The sequence below is a fragment of the Mangrovimonas sp. CR14 genome (genome assembly GCF_011764015.1).
Lineage (GTDB): Bacteria > Bacteroidota > Bacteroidia > Flavobacteriales > Flavobacteriaceae > Mangrovimonas > Mangrovimonas futianensis.
In genome coordinates this window covers 85,357-103,020 of record NZ_JAAFZY010000001.1, presented here as the reverse complement: position 1 = coordinate 103,020, position 17,664 = coordinate 85,357, and the positions used below count along the sequence as shown (strand labels likewise).

The 17,664-nt window shown below is 35.7% G+C and carries 16 protein-coding genes and 1 tRNA gene; 10 read left to right on the top strand and 7 right to left on the bottom strand.

What is annotated here, in order from left to right:
• Window positions 1-30: 30 nt before the first annotated feature.
• Window positions 31-612 carry an alpha-ketoglutarate decarboxylase gene (locus tag GZ212_RS00430; protein WP_240923675.1) on the bottom strand — a complete coding sequence of 194 codons (582 nt, stop codon included), beginning with the start codon at window positions 610-612 and terminating at the stop codon, window positions 31-33.
• 64 nt (window positions 613-676) lie between these two features.
• Here GZ212_RS00430 and GZ212_RS00425 point away from each other — a divergent pair, with 64 nt between their 5' ends.
• Together GZ212_RS00425 and odhB are read left to right on the top strand one after the other, a co-directional pair.
• Complete coding sequence (locus tag GZ212_RS00425) at window positions 677-3,436, top strand: 2-oxoglutarate dehydrogenase E1 component (RefSeq protein WP_166956183.1); 2,760 nt, start codon at window positions 677-679, stop codon at window positions 3,434-3,436.
• Between the two features lie 26 nt (window positions 3,437-3,462).
• A complete protein-coding gene (gene odhB / locus GZ212_RS00420; RefSeq protein WP_166956180.1) occupies window positions 3,463-4,680 on the top strand; it encodes a 2-oxoglutarate dehydrogenase complex dihydrolipoyllysine-residue succinyltransferase in 1,218 nt (405 codons plus the stop codon).
• A 454-nt stretch (window positions 4,681-5,134) separates the two neighbouring features.
• Here the strand turns inward: odhB and GZ212_RS00415 are convergent, their stop codons facing one another.
• Both GZ212_RS00415 and GZ212_RS00410 read right to left on the bottom strand, forming a co-directional pair.
• On the bottom strand, window positions 5,135-5,761 hold the full coding sequence (locus GZ212_RS00415) for a response regulator transcription factor (RefSeq protein WP_053970519.1): 627 nt from the start codon (window positions 5,759-5,761) through the stop codon (window positions 5,135-5,137).
• A 61-nt stretch (window positions 5,762-5,822) separates the two neighbouring features.
• Entirely contained in the window at window positions 5,823-6,266 is a 444-nt protein-coding gene (locus GZ212_RS00410; protein ID WP_166956177.1) for a TIGR02281 family clan AA aspartic protease, read from the bottom strand.
• A gap of 50 nt (window positions 6,267-6,316) precedes the next feature.
• Between GZ212_RS00410 and GZ212_RS00405 the strand changes: the two genes are divergently transcribed.
• The 8 genes from GZ212_RS00405 to GZ212_RS00370 all read left to right on the top strand — a co-directional run bounded on the left by GZ212_RS00405 (window position 6,317) and on the right by GZ212_RS00370 (window position 11,544).
• Window positions 6,317-7,084: a TatD family hydrolase gene (locus GZ212_RS00405; RefSeq protein WP_166956174.1), complete on the top strand. Its 768-nt coding sequence runs from the start codon at window positions 6,317-6,319 to the stop codon at window positions 7,082-7,084.
• Window position 7,085: 1 nt separating this feature from the next.
• Window positions 7,086-8,114 (top strand): asparaginase, encoded by a 1,029-nt coding sequence (locus GZ212_RS00400; protein ID WP_053970516.1) that lies wholly within the window; start codon window positions 7,086-7,088, stop codon window positions 8,112-8,114.
• A 74-nt stretch (window positions 8,115-8,188) separates the two neighbouring features.
• Window positions 8,189-8,276: transfer RNA gene (locus tag GZ212_RS00395), tRNA-Ser, on the top strand.
• 73 nt (window positions 8,277-8,349) lie between these two features.
• The gene (locus GZ212_RS00390; RefSeq protein WP_053970515.1) at window positions 8,350-9,126 is read left to right on the top strand and encodes a MotA/TolQ/ExbB proton channel family protein; all 777 of its coding nucleotides are present in this window, start codon (window positions 8,350-8,352) and stop codon (window positions 9,124-9,126) included.
• Between the two features lie 21 nt (window positions 9,127-9,147).
• Complete coding sequence (locus GZ212_RS00385) at window positions 9,148-9,597, top strand: hypothetical protein (RefSeq protein ID WP_166956171.1); 450 nt, start codon at window positions 9,148-9,150, stop codon at window positions 9,595-9,597.
• Between the two features lie 2 nt (window positions 9,598-9,599).
• Entirely contained in the window at window positions 9,600-10,232 is a 633-nt protein-coding gene (locus GZ212_RS00380; RefSeq protein WP_053970513.1) for a biopolymer transporter ExbD, read from the top strand.
• A 24-nt stretch (window positions 10,233-10,256) separates the two neighbouring features.
• On the top strand, window positions 10,257-10,742 hold the full coding sequence (locus GZ212_RS00375; protein WP_053970512.1) for a biopolymer transporter ExbD: 486 nt from the start codon (window positions 10,257-10,259) through the stop codon (window positions 10,740-10,742).
• A gap of 88 nt (window positions 10,743-10,830) precedes the next feature.
• Entirely contained in the window at window positions 10,831-11,544 is a 714-nt protein-coding gene (locus GZ212_RS00370) for a porin family protein (RefSeq protein ID WP_166956168.1), read from the top strand.
• Here GZ212_RS00370 and GZ212_RS00365 read toward each other — a convergent pair.
• The 4 genes from GZ212_RS00365 to GZ212_RS00350 all read right to left on the bottom strand — a co-directional run bounded on the left by GZ212_RS00365 (window position 11,539) and on the right by GZ212_RS00350 (window position 17,606).
• Window positions 11,539-12,147 (bottom strand): hypothetical protein, encoded by a 609-nt coding sequence (locus tag GZ212_RS00365; RefSeq protein ID WP_166956165.1) that lies wholly within the window; start codon window positions 12,145-12,147, stop codon window positions 11,539-11,541. The two genes, GZ212_RS00370 and GZ212_RS00365, sit on opposite strands and share 6 nt — an antisense overlap.
• Window positions 12,144-13,610, bottom strand: coding sequence for an RNA polymerase factor sigma-54 (gene rpoN, locus GZ212_RS00360; RefSeq protein WP_166956162.1), 1,467 nt, complete (start codon window positions 13,608-13,610; stop codon window positions 12,144-12,146). Before rpoN ends, GZ212_RS00365 begins: the two co-directional genes overlap by 4 nt.
• Before the next feature lie 91 nt (window positions 13,611-13,701).
• On the bottom strand, window positions 13,702-15,135 hold the full coding sequence (asnS, locus tag GZ212_RS00355) for an asparagine--tRNA ligase (RefSeq protein WP_053970508.1): 1,434 nt from the start codon (window positions 15,133-15,135) through the stop codon (window positions 13,702-13,704).
• Window positions 15,136-15,188: 53 nt separating this feature from the next.
• Complete coding sequence (locus tag GZ212_RS00350) at window positions 15,189-17,606, bottom strand: RND family transporter (RefSeq protein WP_166956159.1); 2,418 nt, start codon at window positions 17,604-17,606, stop codon at window positions 15,189-15,191.
• Window positions 17,607-17,664: the final 58 nt, after the last annotated feature.

Here is a 17,664-nt window from a genome sequence, read left to right as displayed (position 1 = left end):
GTTAATTTTGGTACAATATAAAATTAAAAATTAAAAATAAACCCTTACAAACGGCATCCAAGATTGGGCATAAATGCTTTTGTCGCTATCATAAAGCACATCAAAGCGCATTCCCACAGTGACGTTTTGGGCTCTAAATCCGGCTCCTAGGAATAGGGCTGGATACCAGTAATTTTCATCGGCAATTCCCCATCGACTGTCCCAATCCCTGTTTACGTTTAATTGCTCAAATTCTGTGGATATCTGAAGTTGTGGAATGGGATTGAAAATGCCTATGACACTGCCTCCAAAAATGGTTGATTTGTGATAATATTTTCTGCTACTGTAGGTTCCATTCAGTCCGAGTCCAACAGAAACATAAGGATTGATGTCATAAAGGGCGCTCGGAGCCAAAGTGCCACTAAAAAATTCGTTTCCAAAACTCAGTCCGATACCACCACCAAATCGCACATGATTCCAAAAGTCAGATTTTTTTTCTTGTGCCTGAATGGAAGTGCTGATAAACAGGATAAAGCAAAATATAGAAATGGTTTTTTGCGAAAATGGTTTGTAGGTTGGCATCATGGTGTAAATACTTGAATTAAAGTTATCATAAATATAATAAAACCGCATCTAATTTTGGTAAAAGTTGTATTTTTGACAAAATTTTCCAAAAGCTAGAAAGCAGAAATTAATAATGGATAAATATTCCTTTTTAAACGCCGCACATACAGCATTTTTCGCTGATTTATACGAACAATACCAAAAAAATCCCGATTCAATAGAACCCAGCTGGAGAGCCTTTTTTCAAGGTTATGACTTTGGGAGTGAAAGCTATGGAATGAACGGAGAGATCGTGGAAGGGGTTTCAGCCCAAATTCCAGAACATGTTCAAAAAGAGTTTCAGGTTGTTAAGTTGATTGATGGCTACAGGACTCGTGGACATTTGTTTACCAAAACCAATCCGGTTAGGGATAGAAGAAAATATGAGCCAACTTTGGCATTAGAGAATTTCGGGTTGACCGAAGCTGATTTGGACACCGTTTTTAATGCCGGAGAGATTTTAGGCATCGGAGCTCAGAACCTTCGAGAGATTCTTCGTCATTTAAACAAGATTTATTGTGAATCTATCGGGATTGAGTACATGTACATTCGTACTCCAGAGCATATTCAGTGGATCCAGAATAAACTAAACATTAACGATAACCATCCAGAATTTTCAACTGATAGAAAGAAACATATCTTAAAGAAACTGAATGAAGCGGTTTCATTTGAAAGCTTTTTGCATACCAAATATGTTGGGCAAAAACGTTTTTCGCTGGAAGGAGGAGAAACTTTAATTCCGGCATTGGATGCTTTGGTTGAACAGGCCGCCGATTATGGTGTGAAAGAGTTTGTAATGGGTATGGCCCACCGTGGACGATTAAGTACTTTGACCAATATTTTTGGGAAATCAGCAAAAGATATCTTCAGTGAATTTGATGGTAAGGACTATGAAGAAGAAATCTTTGATGGTGATGTAAAATACCACCTTGGTTGGACCAGTAACAGGGTTACTTCTAAAGGAAATGAAATCAATTTAAACATTGCTCCCAATCCATCTCACTTAGAAACTGTTGCTTCAGTTGTTGAAGGAATTGCAAGAGCAAAACAAGATGATAAATATGTAGACAATCCTTCAAAAGTATTGCCAATTGTAGTGCATGGTGATGCTGCTATTGCTGGTCAAGGGATTGCTTATGAAGTGGTGCAAATGGCACAATTGGATGGGTATAAGACCAATGGAACCATTCATATTGTAGTAAATAACCAGATTGGTTTTACAACCAATTATTTGGATGCCCGTTCAAGTACTTACTGTACAGATGTAGGTAAAGTAACCTTATCGCCGGTGCTTCACGTGAATGCTGATGATGCTGAAGCCGTAGTTCACGCTACTTTGTTTGCTTTGGATTTTAGAATGGCATTTAAAAAGGATGTGTTTATTGACCTGTTAGGATACCGTAAATACGGACATAATGAAGGAGATGAACCAAGATTTACACAACCTAAGTTGTATAAATTGATTTCTAAGCATCAAAATCCACGAGATATCTATGCTGAAAGGTTGATGTCTGAAGGGGTCATTGATGCTGATTATGTATCGCAACTGGAAGATGAATACAAAGCTAAATTAGAAGAGAATCTAGAGGATTCAAGAAAAATAGAAAAGACCGTCATTACGCCATTTATGCAAGATGAATGGAAAGGTCTAGAAAGAGTCATGGAAGATACCATGATGAAGAATGTTGACACCACGTTCTCTAAATCTGGTTTGGAACGAATCGCTGATGTTATTTCAACTTTGCCATCCGATAAAAAATTCATCCGTAAAATAGAAAAGTTGGTTCAGTCTAGAAAAACCATGTTCGAAGAGGATAGGTTAGATTGGGCCATGGCAGAACATTTAGCCTACGGAACTTTATTGGAAGAAGGCTATGAGGTTAGAATTTCAGGTCAGGATGTAGAAAGAGGGACCTTCTCTCACCGTCATGCTGTTGTAAAAGTTGAAGATAGTGAAGAGGAAGTGGTATTGCTTAACAATGTAAGCAAAGATCAAGGACGTTTCTTTATTTACAATTCGTTATTGTCAGAATATGGGGTCTTAGGCTTTGAATATGGTTATGCCATGGCAAGTCCTAACACCTTAACTGTTTGGGAGGCACAATTTGGGGACTTCAGTAATGGGGCTCAAATCGTGATTGACCAGTATATTTCTTCTGGAGAAGATAAATGGAAAACCCAAAACGGGGTAGTTATGTTGCTGCCTCATGGCTATGAAGGTCAGGGAGCAGAGCACTCTTCAGCAAGAATGGAACGTTACCTTCAGTTATGTGCTAAGGATAACATGTTTATAGCCGATTGTACAACACCAGCTAACATGTATCACTTGCTTAGAAGACAGGTGAAGGCTCATTATAGAAAGCCTCTTATTGTATTTACTCCAAAAAGCTTGTTGCGTCATCCTAAATGTGTCTCAACCGTGGATGAATTTGCAAATGGCAAGTTTGAGATGTTAATTGATGATCAGTCAGTTAAAACTAAAGATGTAAAAACATTAGTCTTTGTTACTGGTAAATTTTATTATGATTTATTGGAACAAAGAGAAGCCTTGGGAAGAAACGATGTTGCCTTAGTAAGAGTTGAACAACTATTTCCTCTGCCTGCAGAAGAAATGAGAGAAGTTCTTAGTAAATATGGACATGTTGATGATGTTGTTTGGGCTCAAGAAGAACCAAGAAATATGGGGGCTTATGGCTTTATACTTATGCATTTTAATGAAGCAAGGTCCTTTAGAGTAGCCAGCAGAAGAGCTTATGGAGCTCCTGCAGCTGGAAGCTCGACTAGATCAAAAAGACGTCATCAAGAAGTCATAGATTACGTTTTTGATAAAACAAAAGATAACCAAAAGATATAATACCCAAAACATAAAATTATAGACCAATGATTTTAGAAATGAAAGTTCCTTCACCAGGAGAATCCATTACAGAAGTTGAAATCGCTGAATGGCTAGTACAAGATGGTGACTATGTAGAAAAAGATCAAGCCATTGCTGAAGTAGATAGTGATAAAGCCACCCTGGAGCTTCCTGCAGAAGCCAGTGGGACTATTACCTTAAAAGCTGAAGAAGGGGATGCTGTTGCTGTGGGCCAAGTTGTATGTTTGATAGACACCGACGCGGCAAAACCAGAGGGAAGTGAATCTGAAAAGAAAGAGGAGAGCAAACCAGCGGAGCCTAAAGCTGAAGAGAAGAAAGCTGAGCCTGTAGCAGAGAAAAGTACCTATGCTACTGGATCTGCAAGTCCTGCAGCTAAAAAGATTCTTGCTGAGAAAGGGATGGAAGCTTCTCAAGTAACTGGAACAGGTAAAGATGGAAGGGTGACTAAGGAAGATGCAATTAATGCCAAGGTATCCATGGGAACCCCAACAGGAGGAACTCGTGGAGAATCTCGTTCTAAGTTGTCTATGTTACGTCGTAAAGTAGCTGAGAGATTGGTCTCTGCTAAAAACGAGACAGCCATGTTGACAACGTTCAATGAGGCAAACATGACACCTATTTTTGAGCTTAGAAACCAATATAAAGAAGAATTTAAGAGCAAACATGGAGTAGGACTTGGGTTTATGTCGTTTTTTACTCTGGCGTGTGTTAGAGCCTTGGAAATGTATCCTGCGGTTAATTCCATGATTGATGAAAAGGAAATGGTGAGCTATGATTTTTGTGATATTAGCATCGCTGTTTCTGGCCCTAAAGGTTTGATGGTTCCTGTTATTAGAAACGCAGAGAATTTAACTTTTAGAGGTGTAGAAGCTGAGGTAAAACGATTGGCAATTAGAGCTCGTGATGGGCAAATAACGGTTGATGAAATGACAGGTGGAACTTTTACCATTTCAAATGGAGGGGTTTTTGGAAGTATGTTGTCAACACCAATCATTAATCCTCCTCAAAGTGCCATTTTAGGAATGCATAACATTATTGAAAGACCTATTGCAGTAGACGGAAAAGTTGAAATTCACCCAATGATGTACTTAGCCTTATCTTATGATCATAGAATTATTGATGGTAAGGAGTCTGTAGGATTCTTAGTGGCAGTTAAAGAAGCCTTGGAAAATCCTGTGGAATTTTTAATGAATGGAGATGTGAAGAAAGCACTCGAGCTATAAGCTAGGTGCGTACAATATGATTTATAAAAAGGGCTTTCAGATATCCGAAAGCCCTTTCTTTTTTAACGTGAAAAACTAAAACTAATAAAAATTTACAAAGATGTTGATTGAGATGACGATTAACACTATAACCATCAATCCAATGATCAAATATTTGTTTAGAGAATTAGATTCTTTTTCCATGGTTTAAATAGGTTTTGTAGATTTAAGGAACCCTGTGCCATTTGGCACAGGGCGTTGAAAATCCCTTAATTAGGCAATCGATTAATAGCTTTGTAAAGCTCGCTATTATTTCGCTATGATGCAATACGTAGAATTACGTAATTTTTGTAAATAAAAAGGCCCTGAAAACTTTTTGTTGACAGAGCCTCTTAATTCTCCCTAAGAACTAATTAATAGCATTGTAAAATTCGGAATAAATTACATACCAAACAATACGTAGAACTACGTATTTTTAGTCTAAAAAGGGTTCGATTTCTTTAGCAAATAGAGCTAAGGTGGTGTGTTTGGATTCTAATTTCAATTTCTTAAGCATGTTGCTTTTATGTTTTTCAACGGTTCTGTCAGAGATAAACATAATATCTGCAATTTCCTTAGCCGTTTTATTTTGAGCGATATGTTTTAAAACTTCTTTTTCAGTTTTTGTGAGCGATTCCAATTCTTCGGGGACCTGTTCAACCTCTAAATGAGACAAGAGTTCTGGACTAAAGTAGGCTTTATCATTTAATACTGAAGCGATACATATTTCAATTTCTGCTAGGGCAAACTCCTTTAATACATATCCGTATATATCTAATTCCTTGGCTTTTAGGTATATGGATTCATCTTTTTCGACCGTAATTAAAATAATTTTAGTGGGCAGTTGTAGTTCTTGACACTTTTCTGCAATCTGCAATCCCGTTAAATAAGGCATTTGAATATCTAAAATAGCGATATCTGGTTTTTGGGAAGAGATGAGTTCAAACGCATCTTTTCCATTTTCAGCACTATCTATAACATTATAGCCTTTTTCTACCAAGAAATCAAAAAGGCCCTTTAATATTAATGGGTGGTCATCGGCTATGACGATAGAAGTTTCCATAAATCAGTCTTTCAGGGGAATGTAAAGATACTGACTGTCGTGAATTAAGGAAAGAAAAATTTTACAATTTTAAATACAGGTATTTTTTATCATAGTCAATGATTGCTTTTCCTTTTTTTAAAATATCAGCTCCGAGAATGCCATCTACTGGTTGCGCATTGTGATTTACTAATGCTGTATTGACATGAGTGAGATTAAAAAGGATCAATGCTACTTTGTCCTTTTTCCACTTACCTATCTTTATTTTATTCTTTTTTGATAATTGGGTTTCCATGTCAATGGCTCCTGCACCTGCGGCTTTAATTTCAGACTCCATGGTTTTGAGCTTAAAGGTTTCGGCTGCCTCAAACCCGACGCAGGAATTGGAAGCTCCCGTATCTAAAATAAAGACGCCTTTTACACCATTGATACTCGCTCTAATTTCAAAATGATTCGTTTTTGTGAGATGCAACTTGATTTTTGTATATCCTTTGTCAACAAGGTAATCCCTGAGGTTGTTTTCCATTTAAAATTTTTCTTGCAAATATACTTAAGTAAAAGGACTATTTTTGCGGCATGATTATAACAGATACACATACACATCTTTATAGTGATGCCTTCATTGATGATAGGAAGGAAATGGTTCAGCGTGCACTGGATCTTGGAGTTGAGAGGTTTTTTATTCCAGCGATAGATTCTTCCTACAATAAAGCGATGTTTGAACTTGAAGGGATGTTTCCCAATCATGTTTTTTTAATGATGGGATTACATCCAACATCTGTGAAAGAGAATTACAAGGAAGAGTTAGCTTTGGTTGAATCTTTTCTATCGGAACGAAAATTTTGTGCTGTCGGTGAAATAGGAATTGATTTGTATTGGGATCAATCAACTTTAGGAATTCAACAAGAGGCTTTTAAATTTCAAATTCAACTGGCCAAAAAGCATCAATTGCCCATTGTTATTCATTGTAGGGATGCTTTTGATGAAATTTTTGAAATACTCGAAGAAGAGAACGATGAACAATTATTTGGTATTTTTCATTGTTTCACTGGTACTTTAGATCAGGCAGAAAAAGCATTATCCTATAATATGAAATTGGGTATTGGAGGTGTGGTTACTTTTAAAAATGGTAAAATAGATCAGTTTTTGAATAAAATTGATTTAAAACATATAGTTTTGGAAACCGATTCTCCCTATCTGGCACCGAAACCTTTTCGAGGAAAAAGAAATGAAAGCGCTTACATAGTTAAAGTGCTTGAAAAACTATCCGAATTGTATGGTATGCCAGAAGAGGAAATTGCCCGTATGACAACTCAAAATTCTATAGACGTCTTTAAGATTTAATATGCAACAAAAACCTAAAATCCTGCTTATATACACAGGAGGTACCATAGGAATGATGAAAGATCCAAAATCAGGTGTGCTTAAGGCATTTGATTTTGCCAATCTTTTAAAACGTATACCTGAGTTAAGATTATTGAGTTGTGATATTACAGCATTATCTTTTAAAGAGCCAATTGACTCTTCCAATATGAATCCAAAGTTTTGGGTTCAAATTTCAGAAATCATTGAGTCTAGTTACGATAGGTTTGATGGTTTTGTAGTGTTACATGGAAGTGACACAATGAGCTATACAGCATCTGCATTAAGTTTTATGCTTGAAAATTTGGCTAAACCAGTCATTCTAACTGGTTCACAGTTGCCTATTGGAGATTTGAGAACCGATGCTAAGGAGAATTTGATAACTTCGATTCAAATGGCTTCTTTGCAGGAGAATAATCAACCTGTTGTAAGAGAGGTGGGTCTCTATTTTGAATATAAATTATACAGAGGAAACAGAACCACAAAAATTAATGCGGAACATTTTGAGGCTTTTGAGTCTTTTAATTATCCCAATTTGGCAGAGTCTGGTGTTCATCTAAAAGTAAACCATGAGGCGCTTTTTGTTCCAGATGTTAACGAAAAACTTTTGGTTCACAAACATTTCGACACCAATATAGTTTTGGTTAAAATGTTTCCGGGAATTAGTGATACCATTTTGGAGTGCATGGTCAACCATCCTTCAATAAAGGGGATTGTTTTGGAAACTTATGGAGCTGGGAACGCCACAACAGAAAAATGGTTTGTGAATGCCCTCAAAAAGGCCATAGAAAGAGGCGTGCAAGTGGTTAATGTAACCCAGTGTCCTGGAGGAAGTGTTAACATGGGGCAGTATGAAACCAGTTCTGAGTTAAAACAAATAGGGGTGATTTCTGGAAAAGACATGACATCAGAGGCTGCGGTAGCAAAACTTATGTATATGCTAGGTGAGAAGATTTCTTCTAACTCATTCAAAACCATGTTTGAAGCCTCATTACGCGGAGAAATCACATAAAATTAACTCCTAAAATTTTTAGCTTTCAAAAGTTTTTTTGTTATTTGCTACGCTATTTTGTAGAGCATAATAATAGAGAGGTGTCCGAGTGGTCGAAGGAGCACGCCTGGAAAGTGTGTATACGCCAAAAGCGTATCGAGGGTTCGAATCCCTTCCTCTCTGCTACTTTTTTGTTTTATAAGCGCATTTTTTTTTATCTTTAACACTTTAACTAATAAAATTAAGAACAATAACAATGAAAAGATTATTTTCTATCCTAGCCATTATGTGTTTTATGGCAATCGGAAAAGCTAATGCAACGACAACTGCAATGACTGCAGCTGCAACAGTTGTTTCACCTATTCAAGACGATGCTGATGATTCGGTAACTGAAGAAAAAGTTTCATTTCATCAAGAATTAAAAAAGCGTTTTATAGAAGGTGGTCCAGGATTTATGGGGATTGTATTATTGTGTTTAATTCTTGGTCTAGCTATAGCTATTGAGAGAATTATCTTTTTAAATCTTTCCACAACCAACACCAAAAAATTAACAGCAGAAGTAGAAGACGCTCTGAATTCTGGAGGAGTAGAAGCTGCTAAAGAGGTTTGTAGAAATACAAAAGGGCCTGTTGCCTCAATCTACTATCAAGGTTTAGATAGAGTTGATGAAGGTTTAGACGCTGCTGAAAAAGCTGTTGTGGCTTATGGAGGTGTTCAAATGGGACAATTAGAGAAAAATGTTTCTTGGATTTCATTATTTATCGCTTTGGCTCCGATGTTAGGATTCATGGGTACGGTAATTGGTATGATTCAAGCATTCGATAAAATTGAAGCTGCTGGGGATATGCAACCGTCATTAGTTGCGGGAGGTATTAAAGTAGCCTTATTGACAACCGTATTCGGTTTGATCGTAGCAATTATTCTTCAAATTTTCTATAACTACATTATTGCTAAGATTGATAGCATCGTTAACGACATGGAAGATGCGTCAATTACTTTAATGGACTTGTTGATTAGACATAATAGAAAGTAATAACTGCTTAAAAAACATAACATGTTACATAAAATTTTAAAAATACTAGCAGCCATTTTAGGAGTACTTGGGCTCATTTTCCTTGTCAGAATTATTGCTGAAGGAGATGATGCGATTAAGTCGGCAGCTGCAATGGGAGATACTTCTATAGTAGATCCATTTGCATATGTTGCGTACTTCATTATGGTGATAGCGATCGTATTTGTTGTGGTTTTTATGTTAAAAAACCTTTTTACAAATACGGCAACGCTTAAAAATACGTTAATAGGAGTAGGAATCTTTGCAGCTGTATTAATCATTGCATATATGGTTTCTGGAGGCGATCCACAAACATATTTATACGGTGGTGAAGCTGTAAGTGAAGGAGAATCTCATATGGTAGGAGCAGGTTTGATAGCTTTTTATATCTTAATCGTTACTGCTGCCGTTGCTATGTTGTTCTCTGGAGTGAAAAAAATAACAAGTAGATAATTATGGCAAAACGAGCAGCACCAGAAGTTAATGCAGGCTCTATGGCCGACATTGCTTTCTTACTTTTAATATTTTTCTTGGTAACTACTACCATTGAAACCGATTCGGGTTTAAGTAGAAAGTTACCTCCTATGGAAGATGTAGTAGATCCTCCGGTTATTAAGGAGAAGAATATCTTCCAATTGAATGTGAATAAGAACAATGAGTTGTTCTTAAAAACTGGGGGAGAAGAAAAGGTAATTAAGCTTAAAGATCTTCAAAAGGCAGCTGTGGATTTTCTAGATAATGGTGGAGGTGCAGGCGATGATGCTTGTAGACGTTGCCAAGGAAAGAAAAATCCTAGATCGTCAGACAATTTTGATAAGGCTATTATTTCTCTTCAAAATGATAGAGGAACGAAATATGAGACTTACATTGCTGTCCAAAACGAGATATTAGCAGCCTATAATCAGTTGAGAAACAGAGAATTCTTAAGAGACAATCCTAATTTAGGTGTCAACTTTGTTGAAGCAGAAAAGATGTATAACGATCCTAGAACTTCAGAAGAAGACAAAGAGCGTCTAAAAGAAAAACTTGAGAAAATTAAATTGTTAATTCCTCAGAAATTCTCTGAAGCAGAGCCTAAGAAATCGTAAGTATAATTAGATAAACACGAGATAATGTCTAAATTTAAAAAGAAAAAGTCAGGAGATTTACCAGCTATTTCAACAGCATCATTGCCTGATATCGTTTTCATGTTGCTTTTCTTTTTCATGGTTGCTACCGTGATGAGAGAAAACACCTTGATGATAGAAAACAGATTGCCAGCTGCTGATCAAGTTGAGAAACTGGATAAAAAAGACTTGGTGATGTATATTTACGTGGGTAAACCTAGTTCTTCTTACAAGGATAAATATGGTACTGAACCAAGAATTCAGTTAAATGATAAATTTGCTGATGTATCAGAAATACAAGCCTTTATAGCGGCTGAAAGAGCATCTAAAAGAGAGGAATTAGTTCCTTTTTTAACAACTGCTCTTAAAGTTGATAGAGAGGCTAACATGGGACTTGTAACCGACATAAAACAAGAACTACGTAAAGCTAATGCATTAAAAATTAACTATACAACGATCAATGGCGATGCCTTGGCAAGCTTGAATAGGTAATTTTACTCTTAATTTTATAAAAACAAAAGGCGTTTTGAGAAATCAATACGCCTTTTGTTTTATTTTTAACTTTAGAATTAGGGAGCCCATGAAAAATTATTATTCCTTTATTTTTCTATTTGTTTTTAACTCAATTGTTTTTGGTCAAGGCGATGAATTTCCTGTTCAAAAGGAAGACTCTATTGTTGATTCAAAGTATCGGGAAGATCAATTTTATTTGGGGATTACTTACAATGCTTTGGTTAGGAAACCTAGTAATGGTGCCCAATCGGGGTTTTCAAGTGGGTTACATTTGGGTTTTATGAGAGATTTTCCAATCAATCAACGCCGTAATGTTGCCTTTGCTGTTGGTCTTGGAGGTTCTATGAATTCTTTCAATAGTAATATTCTGGTTTACCAAGATGAACGAAGCCAGATTGGATTTTTAAATTTGGATACAGAAAATATTTCCTATAGTAAGAACCGATTCAATTTATATTTAATAGAATTACCTATCGAATTTAGGTGGCGTACTTCAACGGCAACTGAATCTAAATTTTGGCGAATTTATCCCGGATTTAAGATCGGATATCAATTTGCTAACTTGGCTAAACATAAAGGTGGCTATGGAGATTTTAGACTTAAGAATATTGATAATATCAATGATTTACAATATGCTGTTACCTTAAGCGCTGGATATAGCGTTTGGAATTTTCATGCTTGTTTTGGTCTCAATCCTATTTTCAAAGAAGGAACTATGGTTGGGGATGAAAATTTAGATATGTACTCTGTCAAATTGGGTCTGATGTTTTACATTTTATAACCAATACGTAATCAAAGTCAATTGAGGTATAACCCCGATAAGAATACCAATAAGCAATTCAATATAGGTATGGGCTTTAAATTGTAGGCGTGAAGAAGCAATGGCTCCTGTTAGTATCGCCATTAAAGCTAAGGTTCCATTGATGTTTATACTGAAATGCATGCTTAATGCAATAAAGAACATATAAACTCCTGAAACAGCTATCATATGGATGCTGGCTTTAAAGTCAAAAAAAGCAAGTATTAGGCAACAGAATGTAGAAATCAAGACGCCAATAAAGAAATAATAAAGCTCTATAACTTCAGCTGAGGGAAAAACCTTTAAAATAATTAAAAGGACAATCAAACAATTTAAAAAAAGAGGTATTATACGCTCTTTTGGCTCATTCATATAGATCGATCTAGCCCTACCTATGGTTTTAAGTAGATAGTACGTTAGAATGGGTAAAACGATGGTTAGAATAAGTATTGAAAATACTTTGGCTTGAACAATTTCACCAGGGATGAATCTGGGTGTCTTGGAAAAATAAAACACCACTCCAAGCATGGGCATAAGAATGGGGTGGAATATAAATGATATGCTTTTGATGAGCTGGTTGATCATATTTTTTTCCGTAACCTGGCCACAGGAATATCTAATTGCTCTCGATATTTAGCCACAGTTCTTCTAGCTATAGGATATCCCTTTTCCTTTAATATTTTAGCTAAAGCATCATCAGTTAAAGGTTTCTTTTTGTTTTCTTCATCTATAACTGTTTCCAAGATTTTTTTGATTTCTCGAGTAGAGACATCCTCTCCTTGATCGTTTTTCATGGATTCAGAGAAAAATTCCTTAATTAACTTGGTCCCATAGGGTGTGTCAACATATTTGCTATTAGCTACCCTGGATACGGTAGAAACATCCATTTCAATTTCATCAGCAATATCTTTCAGGATCATTGGCTTTAATTTCCTTTCATCTCCAGTCAAAAAATATTCCTTTTGGTAATGCATAATAGCGCTCATGGTTACAAATAAGGTCTGTTGACGTTGTCTAACAGCTTCTATAAACCATTTGGCAGCGTCCAACTTTTGTTTGATAAACAGAACCGCATCCTTTTGGGATTTCGATTTTTCTTTGGACTCCTTATAACCTTTGAGCATGTCATTGTATTCTTTAGATACATGCAATTCTGGAGCGTTTCTTCCATTGAGGGATAGCTCCAACTCTCCATCAGCAATTTTGATTGAAAAGTCGGGAATTACATGTTCCACGATACGGTTGTTTCCGGAGTAAGAGCCACCAGGTTTGGGATTTAAATGCTCTATTTCCTCAATAGCAGCTTTTAATTGGTCCTCGGTAATGTCAAATTTTTGAATTAACTTTTTATAGTGCTTTTTTGTGAATTGCTCAAAGGCGTCATCTATTATTTTGATTGCTAAATCAGTACTTTCAGACTTGTCCTTACGGTGTAGCTGTATACTCAAACATTCCTGTAAATTTCTGGCACCAACCCCAGAAGGATCTAGTTGATGAACTATTTTAAAAACCTCACCTATTTTTTTCTCCGAGGTGAAAATGTTCTGGGTGAAGGCCAAATCATCCATTATTTCGGTTAATGATCTTCTGATATAACCACTTTCATCAATACTGCCTACCAAAAATTCAGCAATTTCTTCCTCTTCCTCATCTAGAATAAAGGTGCTTAATTGGTTTTTTAGATGTTGTGTAAAGGAAGTTCCAGCTGCATAAGGCACATTTTTTTCCTCATCATCACTGCTGTAATTATTTGAGCGTGTTCTGTAATCTGGAATTTCATCATCGCTTAAATATTCATCTACATTAATATCCTCTGCGTTTATGCTGTCATTGTCATTGTAATCAGAGTCCTCATAACTATCATCATAATTGTCATAATCATCTTCATTGGTCTTTTCCCTACCAGTATCCAAGGCAGGGTTTTCCTCTATTTCCTGTTTCAATCTTTGTTCAAATGCCAAGGTTGGCAATTGAATTAACTTCATCAATTGAATTTGTTGAGGAGATAACTTCTGAGATAGTTTAAACTGTAAATGTTGTTTAAGCATTGATGTGATTTGGTTTCTTATAAAAATAAAAAAAAACAACCTACCAATGATGTGTGGTAGATTGTTTTATGAAAATATTAAATGTTTTTAATTAAAATTCGGCGTTTTGAGGTGTTCTTGGGTAAGGAATCACATCTCTAATGTTTGTCATACCCGTTGTAAACATAACCAATCTTTCAAAACCAAGGCCAAAACCAGAGTGCACAGCGGTTCCATATTTTCTCAAATCTAAGTACCACCATAATTCTTCTTCTGGAATATCTAATTGCGCCATTTTTTCTTGTAAAACTTCCAAGCGTTCTTCACGTTGAGAGCCACCTACAATTTCCCCAATTCCTGGGAATAGAATATCCATAGCTCTAACAGTTTTGCCGTCTTCATTCAATCTCATGTAAAACGCTTTGATGTTAGCTGGATAATCAAATAAAATTACTGGGCAATTAAAGTGTTTTTCCACTAAAAATCGTTCGTGCTCACTTTGCAGGTCTGCACCCCATTCATCAATAAGATATTTGAATTTTTTCTTTTTGTTTGGTTTGCTATTTCTTAAAATATCTATAGCCTCCGTATAGCTTACCCTTTTAAAATTATTATCGACAACAAAGTTCAATTTTTCAATCAAACTCATGCTGCTACGTTCATTTTGAGGCTTCGTTTTTTCTTCTTCCAACAATCTACTTTCAAGAAATTCCAAGTCTTCACGGTTGTTCTTTAATAGATAGTTGATGGTATATTTAAGGAAATCTTCTGCCAAATCCATGTTGCCATCTAAGTCCATAAAAGCTACCTCTGGTTCAATCATCCAGAATTCAGCTAGGTGACGTGATGTATTAGAGTTTTCGGCTCTAAAAGTAGGGCCAAAGGTGTATACCTTACCAAGTGACATGGCATAGGTTTCAGCTTCCAACTGTCCAGAAACCGTCAAGTTGGTCTCTTTCCCAAAGAAATCCTCTTTGTAATTTACAGTTCCATCTTCATTTAAAGGCGGGTTTTTAGCATCCAATGAACTCACACGGAACATTTCTCCAGCGCCTTCCGCATCACTTCCTGTAATTATAGGTGTGTGCATATAATAGAAGCCATTTTCATTGAAATATTTATGGATGGCAAAAGACAAAGACGAACGTAAACGCATTACTGCACTAAACGTATTGGTTCTGGTTCTTAAATGGGCATTTTCACGTAAGAATTCAAACGTGTGCTTTTTAGGTTGGATTGGGTATTCCTCAGGGTCAGAATCACCTAATATTTCTATAGATTTTACTTGGACTTCTACAGACTGACCTTTTCCTTGGCTTTCTACCAATTCCCCTTTAATGTGAACAGCTGCACCAGTTGTAATACGTTTTAAAATTGCTTCATCAGTATTTTCAAAATCAACAACGCATTGAATATTATTTATGGTTGAACCATCATTGAGAGCAATAAACCTATTGGCTCTAAAAGTTCTAACCCATCCTTTAATCTCAATGTCGTGAAGCTTTTTATCGCTTTTTAATAATTCTGAAACAGTACTTGCTTTCATTTAATTCGTAATTTAATGTGTAAATTTAATTCTTTATAGAATTTTAATGAAGGTTATTTTTGGTGATTTTCCTCTAATTCTTGAACCTCTTCATCGTTTTCACTTAAAATATCGATAACAGGTTCCTTTAAAACTTCCTTATTGGCTATGTTTCGTTCCAAACCTAGTAATAAGGATGGTAGTAATAGTAAATTGGATAACATCGCAAATAAAAGAGTTGTAGAAACTAACGCTCCCAATGCCACTGTTCCCCCAAAACTGGAAACTGTGAATACCGAAAATCCAAAGAACAGAACAATAGAGGTATAAAACATACTAACCCCCGTTTCTCGTAAGGCAGCGTAAACTGATTTTCTAATTTTCCAATTATAGAATTGTAGTTCTTGTCTATATTTTGCTAGAAAGTGGATGGTGTCGTCTACGGAAATTCCAAACGCGATACTAAATACTAAAATAGTTGAAGGTTTGATAGGGACACCTATGAATCCCATAATTCCTGCAGTGATTACCAATGGTAAAATATTAGGAACAAGTGATACAATAATCATTCTAAAGGACCTAAACATAAAGGCCATGAAAATTGAAATTAAAACGATGGCTAAGGTTAATGAAATAGCTAGATTTTTAACTAAGTATTTAGTTCCTTTTTGAAAGACTAAAGCCTTTCCAGTTATAGACACCTTGTACCTGTCATCTGGAAATACTTTATGAATTCTCGTTTCCAAGTTTTCTTCAATTTTTTCCATCTTATCAGTACCTATGTCTTTCATGAAGGTTGTGATTCTGGCATATTGCCCAGTACTATCCATCAAGGTATTGATCAAAGTGTTATCGTTGGTCGAGGTATTTTTTACGTAGCTCAGAATAAAGCTATTTTCTTGCGATGATGGCAATTGATAATATTTTGGATTTCCATTGTAATAAGCTTGCTTGAAATATTTCGTTAAGCTTACAACAGAAATAGGCCTGGATAGTTCTGGAGTTTCTTCAATAACCTCCTCCAATTCTTCCATTCTTTTTAAGGTATTCAATTTCATGACACCTTTTTTCCTTTGCGTGTCTATAAGAATCTCTAAAGGCATAATACCATCAAACTCGGTTTCAAAGAATTGAATGTCTTTAAAAAATTGAGAATCTTTTGACATGTCTTCAATTAAGCTACCTGAAATTCTTATTTGATATATTCCAATGATACTGGCAATTAAAAGGACTACAGAAGCAATGTAAATGGTGATTCGTCTTTCACGAACCATTTTCTCAATCCAGTTCACAAACCCGCCAATCCATTTTCTATTCAGGTGTTCAAGGTGACGATCTTTTGGATAGGGTAAAAAAGTATAAATAATGGGTATAATCAAAAGGCATAAAATGAAGATGCCTATAATACTCAAGGACGCTACAGTACCAAATTCCTTAAGTAGATTACTTTCTGTCAATATAAAAGTTGCAAAGCCACTGGCTGTAGTAACATTGGTCATTAACGTAGCATTCCCAATTTTGGTGATAACTCTTTGTAAAGATTTCACTTTGTTTCCGTGGCTTTTAACCTCATGCTGGTATTTGTTGATGAGGAAAATGCAATTAGGAATTCCTATGACAATAATAAGCGGTGGAATCAAGGCCGTTAAAACCGTAATCTCATAGTTTAATAGACCAATAATACCAAAGGTCCACATGACACCAATACAGACTACAAATAGGGATATAAAAGTGGCTCTAAAGGACCTGAAAAAGAAAAAGAAAATCATTGAGGTGACGGCAAGGGCCAACGCAATGAACTCTCCTATTTCATCTACAATGTTTTGAGCATTTAAGGTTCTAACATAAGGCATTCCTGAAACCCTAACATTTAGACCGGTGTTTTTTTTAAAAGAAGCAATCTGTGGTTCAAGAATATTAAAGATAAAGTCTTTTCTAATAGGCGTATTTACGATATCTTTTTTAAGATAAATAGCCGTTCTGATGGTCTGTGTTTTGGTGTTGAACAGGAAGTTATCATAAAACGGATATTTGTGGAAAAGGTCTTCTTTTAATTCTGCGACTTCCTGTTGAGATTTAAGGGAGTCTTTAATAAAAGGTTCTAATTCAAAGCTCTGTTTCTCGGTGTTTTTGACCAGTTTTTGCAAGTCTCTGATGGACACTACCGATTCGACTTCGTCATACTGCTTAAATTTATCAGATAGATCATTCCAGGCATTTAATTTTTCTTGAGAAAAAAAGGTGGAATCTTTAATCCCAAGAACGATTAAATTACCTTCTTCTCCAAAAATATCTAAGAAATGGTCGTATTCAATATTTGCAGGATGGTCACTGGGTAGTAAATTGGCTTCAGTATAGGTAAATCTCATGTTTTCCCACTTAGATGCCAAGAAAACTGTAATTGCCAAAATACCTAATAGGATAATGATTTTATTCCTAAGAATAAGTCTGGCTACAACATCCCAAAACCCTTTTGTAAGCAGTTTAAACATAGATAAAATAAAACAGCCGCAAAGGTATTAAAAACATGTGGATTACTTAAGTTAAATT

What these genes read in the sequence shown, in the direction of transcription:
- GZ212_RS00350 (WP_166956159.1), bottom strand. Translation starts at nt 17,606, where the DNA reads ATGTTTAAACTGCTTACAAAAGGGTTTTGGGATGTTGTAGCCAGACTT.
- GZ212_RS00370 (WP_166956168.1), top strand. Translation starts at nt 10,831, where the DNA reads ATGAAAAATTATTATTCCTTTATTTTTCTATTTGTTTTTAACTCAATT.
- odhB (WP_166956180.1), top strand. Translation starts at nt 3,463, where the DNA reads ATGATTTTAGAAATGAAAGTTCCTTCACCAGGAGAATCCATTACAGAA.
- rpoN (WP_166956162.1), bottom strand. Translation starts at nt 13,610, where the DNA reads ATGCTTAAACAACATTTACAGTTTAAACTATCTCAGAAGTTATCTCCT.
- GZ212_RS00430 (WP_240923675.1), bottom strand. Translation starts at nt 612, where the DNA reads ATGCGGTTTTATTATATTTATGATAACTTTAATTCAAGTATTTACACC.
- GZ212_RS00405 (WP_166956174.1), top strand. Translation starts at nt 6,317, where the DNA reads ATGATTATAACAGATACACATACACATCTTTATAGTGATGCCTTCATT.
- asnS (WP_053970508.1), bottom strand. Translation starts at nt 15,135, where the DNA reads ATGAAAGCAAGTACTGTTTCAGAATTATTAAAAAGCGATAAAAAGCTT.
- GZ212_RS00380 (WP_053970513.1), top strand. Translation starts at nt 9,600, where the DNA reads ATGGCAAAACGAGCAGCACCAGAAGTTAATGCAGGCTCTATGGCCGAC.
- GZ212_RS00410 (WP_166956177.1), bottom strand. Translation starts at nt 6,266, where the DNA reads ATGGAAAACAACCTCAGGGATTACCTTGTTGACAAAGGATATACAAAA.
- GZ212_RS00375 (WP_053970512.1), top strand. Translation starts at nt 10,257, where the DNA reads ATGTCTAAATTTAAAAAGAAAAAGTCAGGAGATTTACCAGCTATTTCA.
- GZ212_RS00400 (WP_053970516.1), top strand. Translation starts at nt 7,086, where the DNA reads ATGCAACAAAAACCTAAAATCCTGCTTATATACACAGGAGGTACCATA.
- GZ212_RS00385 (WP_166956171.1), top strand. Translation starts at nt 9,148, where the DNA reads ATGTTACATAAAATTTTAAAAATACTAGCAGCCATTTTAGGAGTACTT.
- GZ212_RS00365 (WP_166956165.1), bottom strand. Translation starts at nt 12,147, where the DNA reads ATGATCAACCAGCTCATCAAAAGCATATCATTTATATTCCACCCCATT.
- GZ212_RS00390 (WP_053970515.1), top strand. Translation starts at nt 8,350, where the DNA reads ATGAAAAGATTATTTTCTATCCTAGCCATTATGTGTTTTATGGCAATC.
- GZ212_RS00415 (WP_053970519.1), bottom strand. Translation starts at nt 5,761, where the DNA reads ATGGAAACTTCTATCGTCATAGCCGATGACCACCCATTAATATTAAAG.
- GZ212_RS00425 (WP_166956183.1), top strand. Translation starts at nt 677, where the DNA reads ATGGATAAATATTCCTTTTTAAACGCCGCACATACAGCATTTTTCGCT.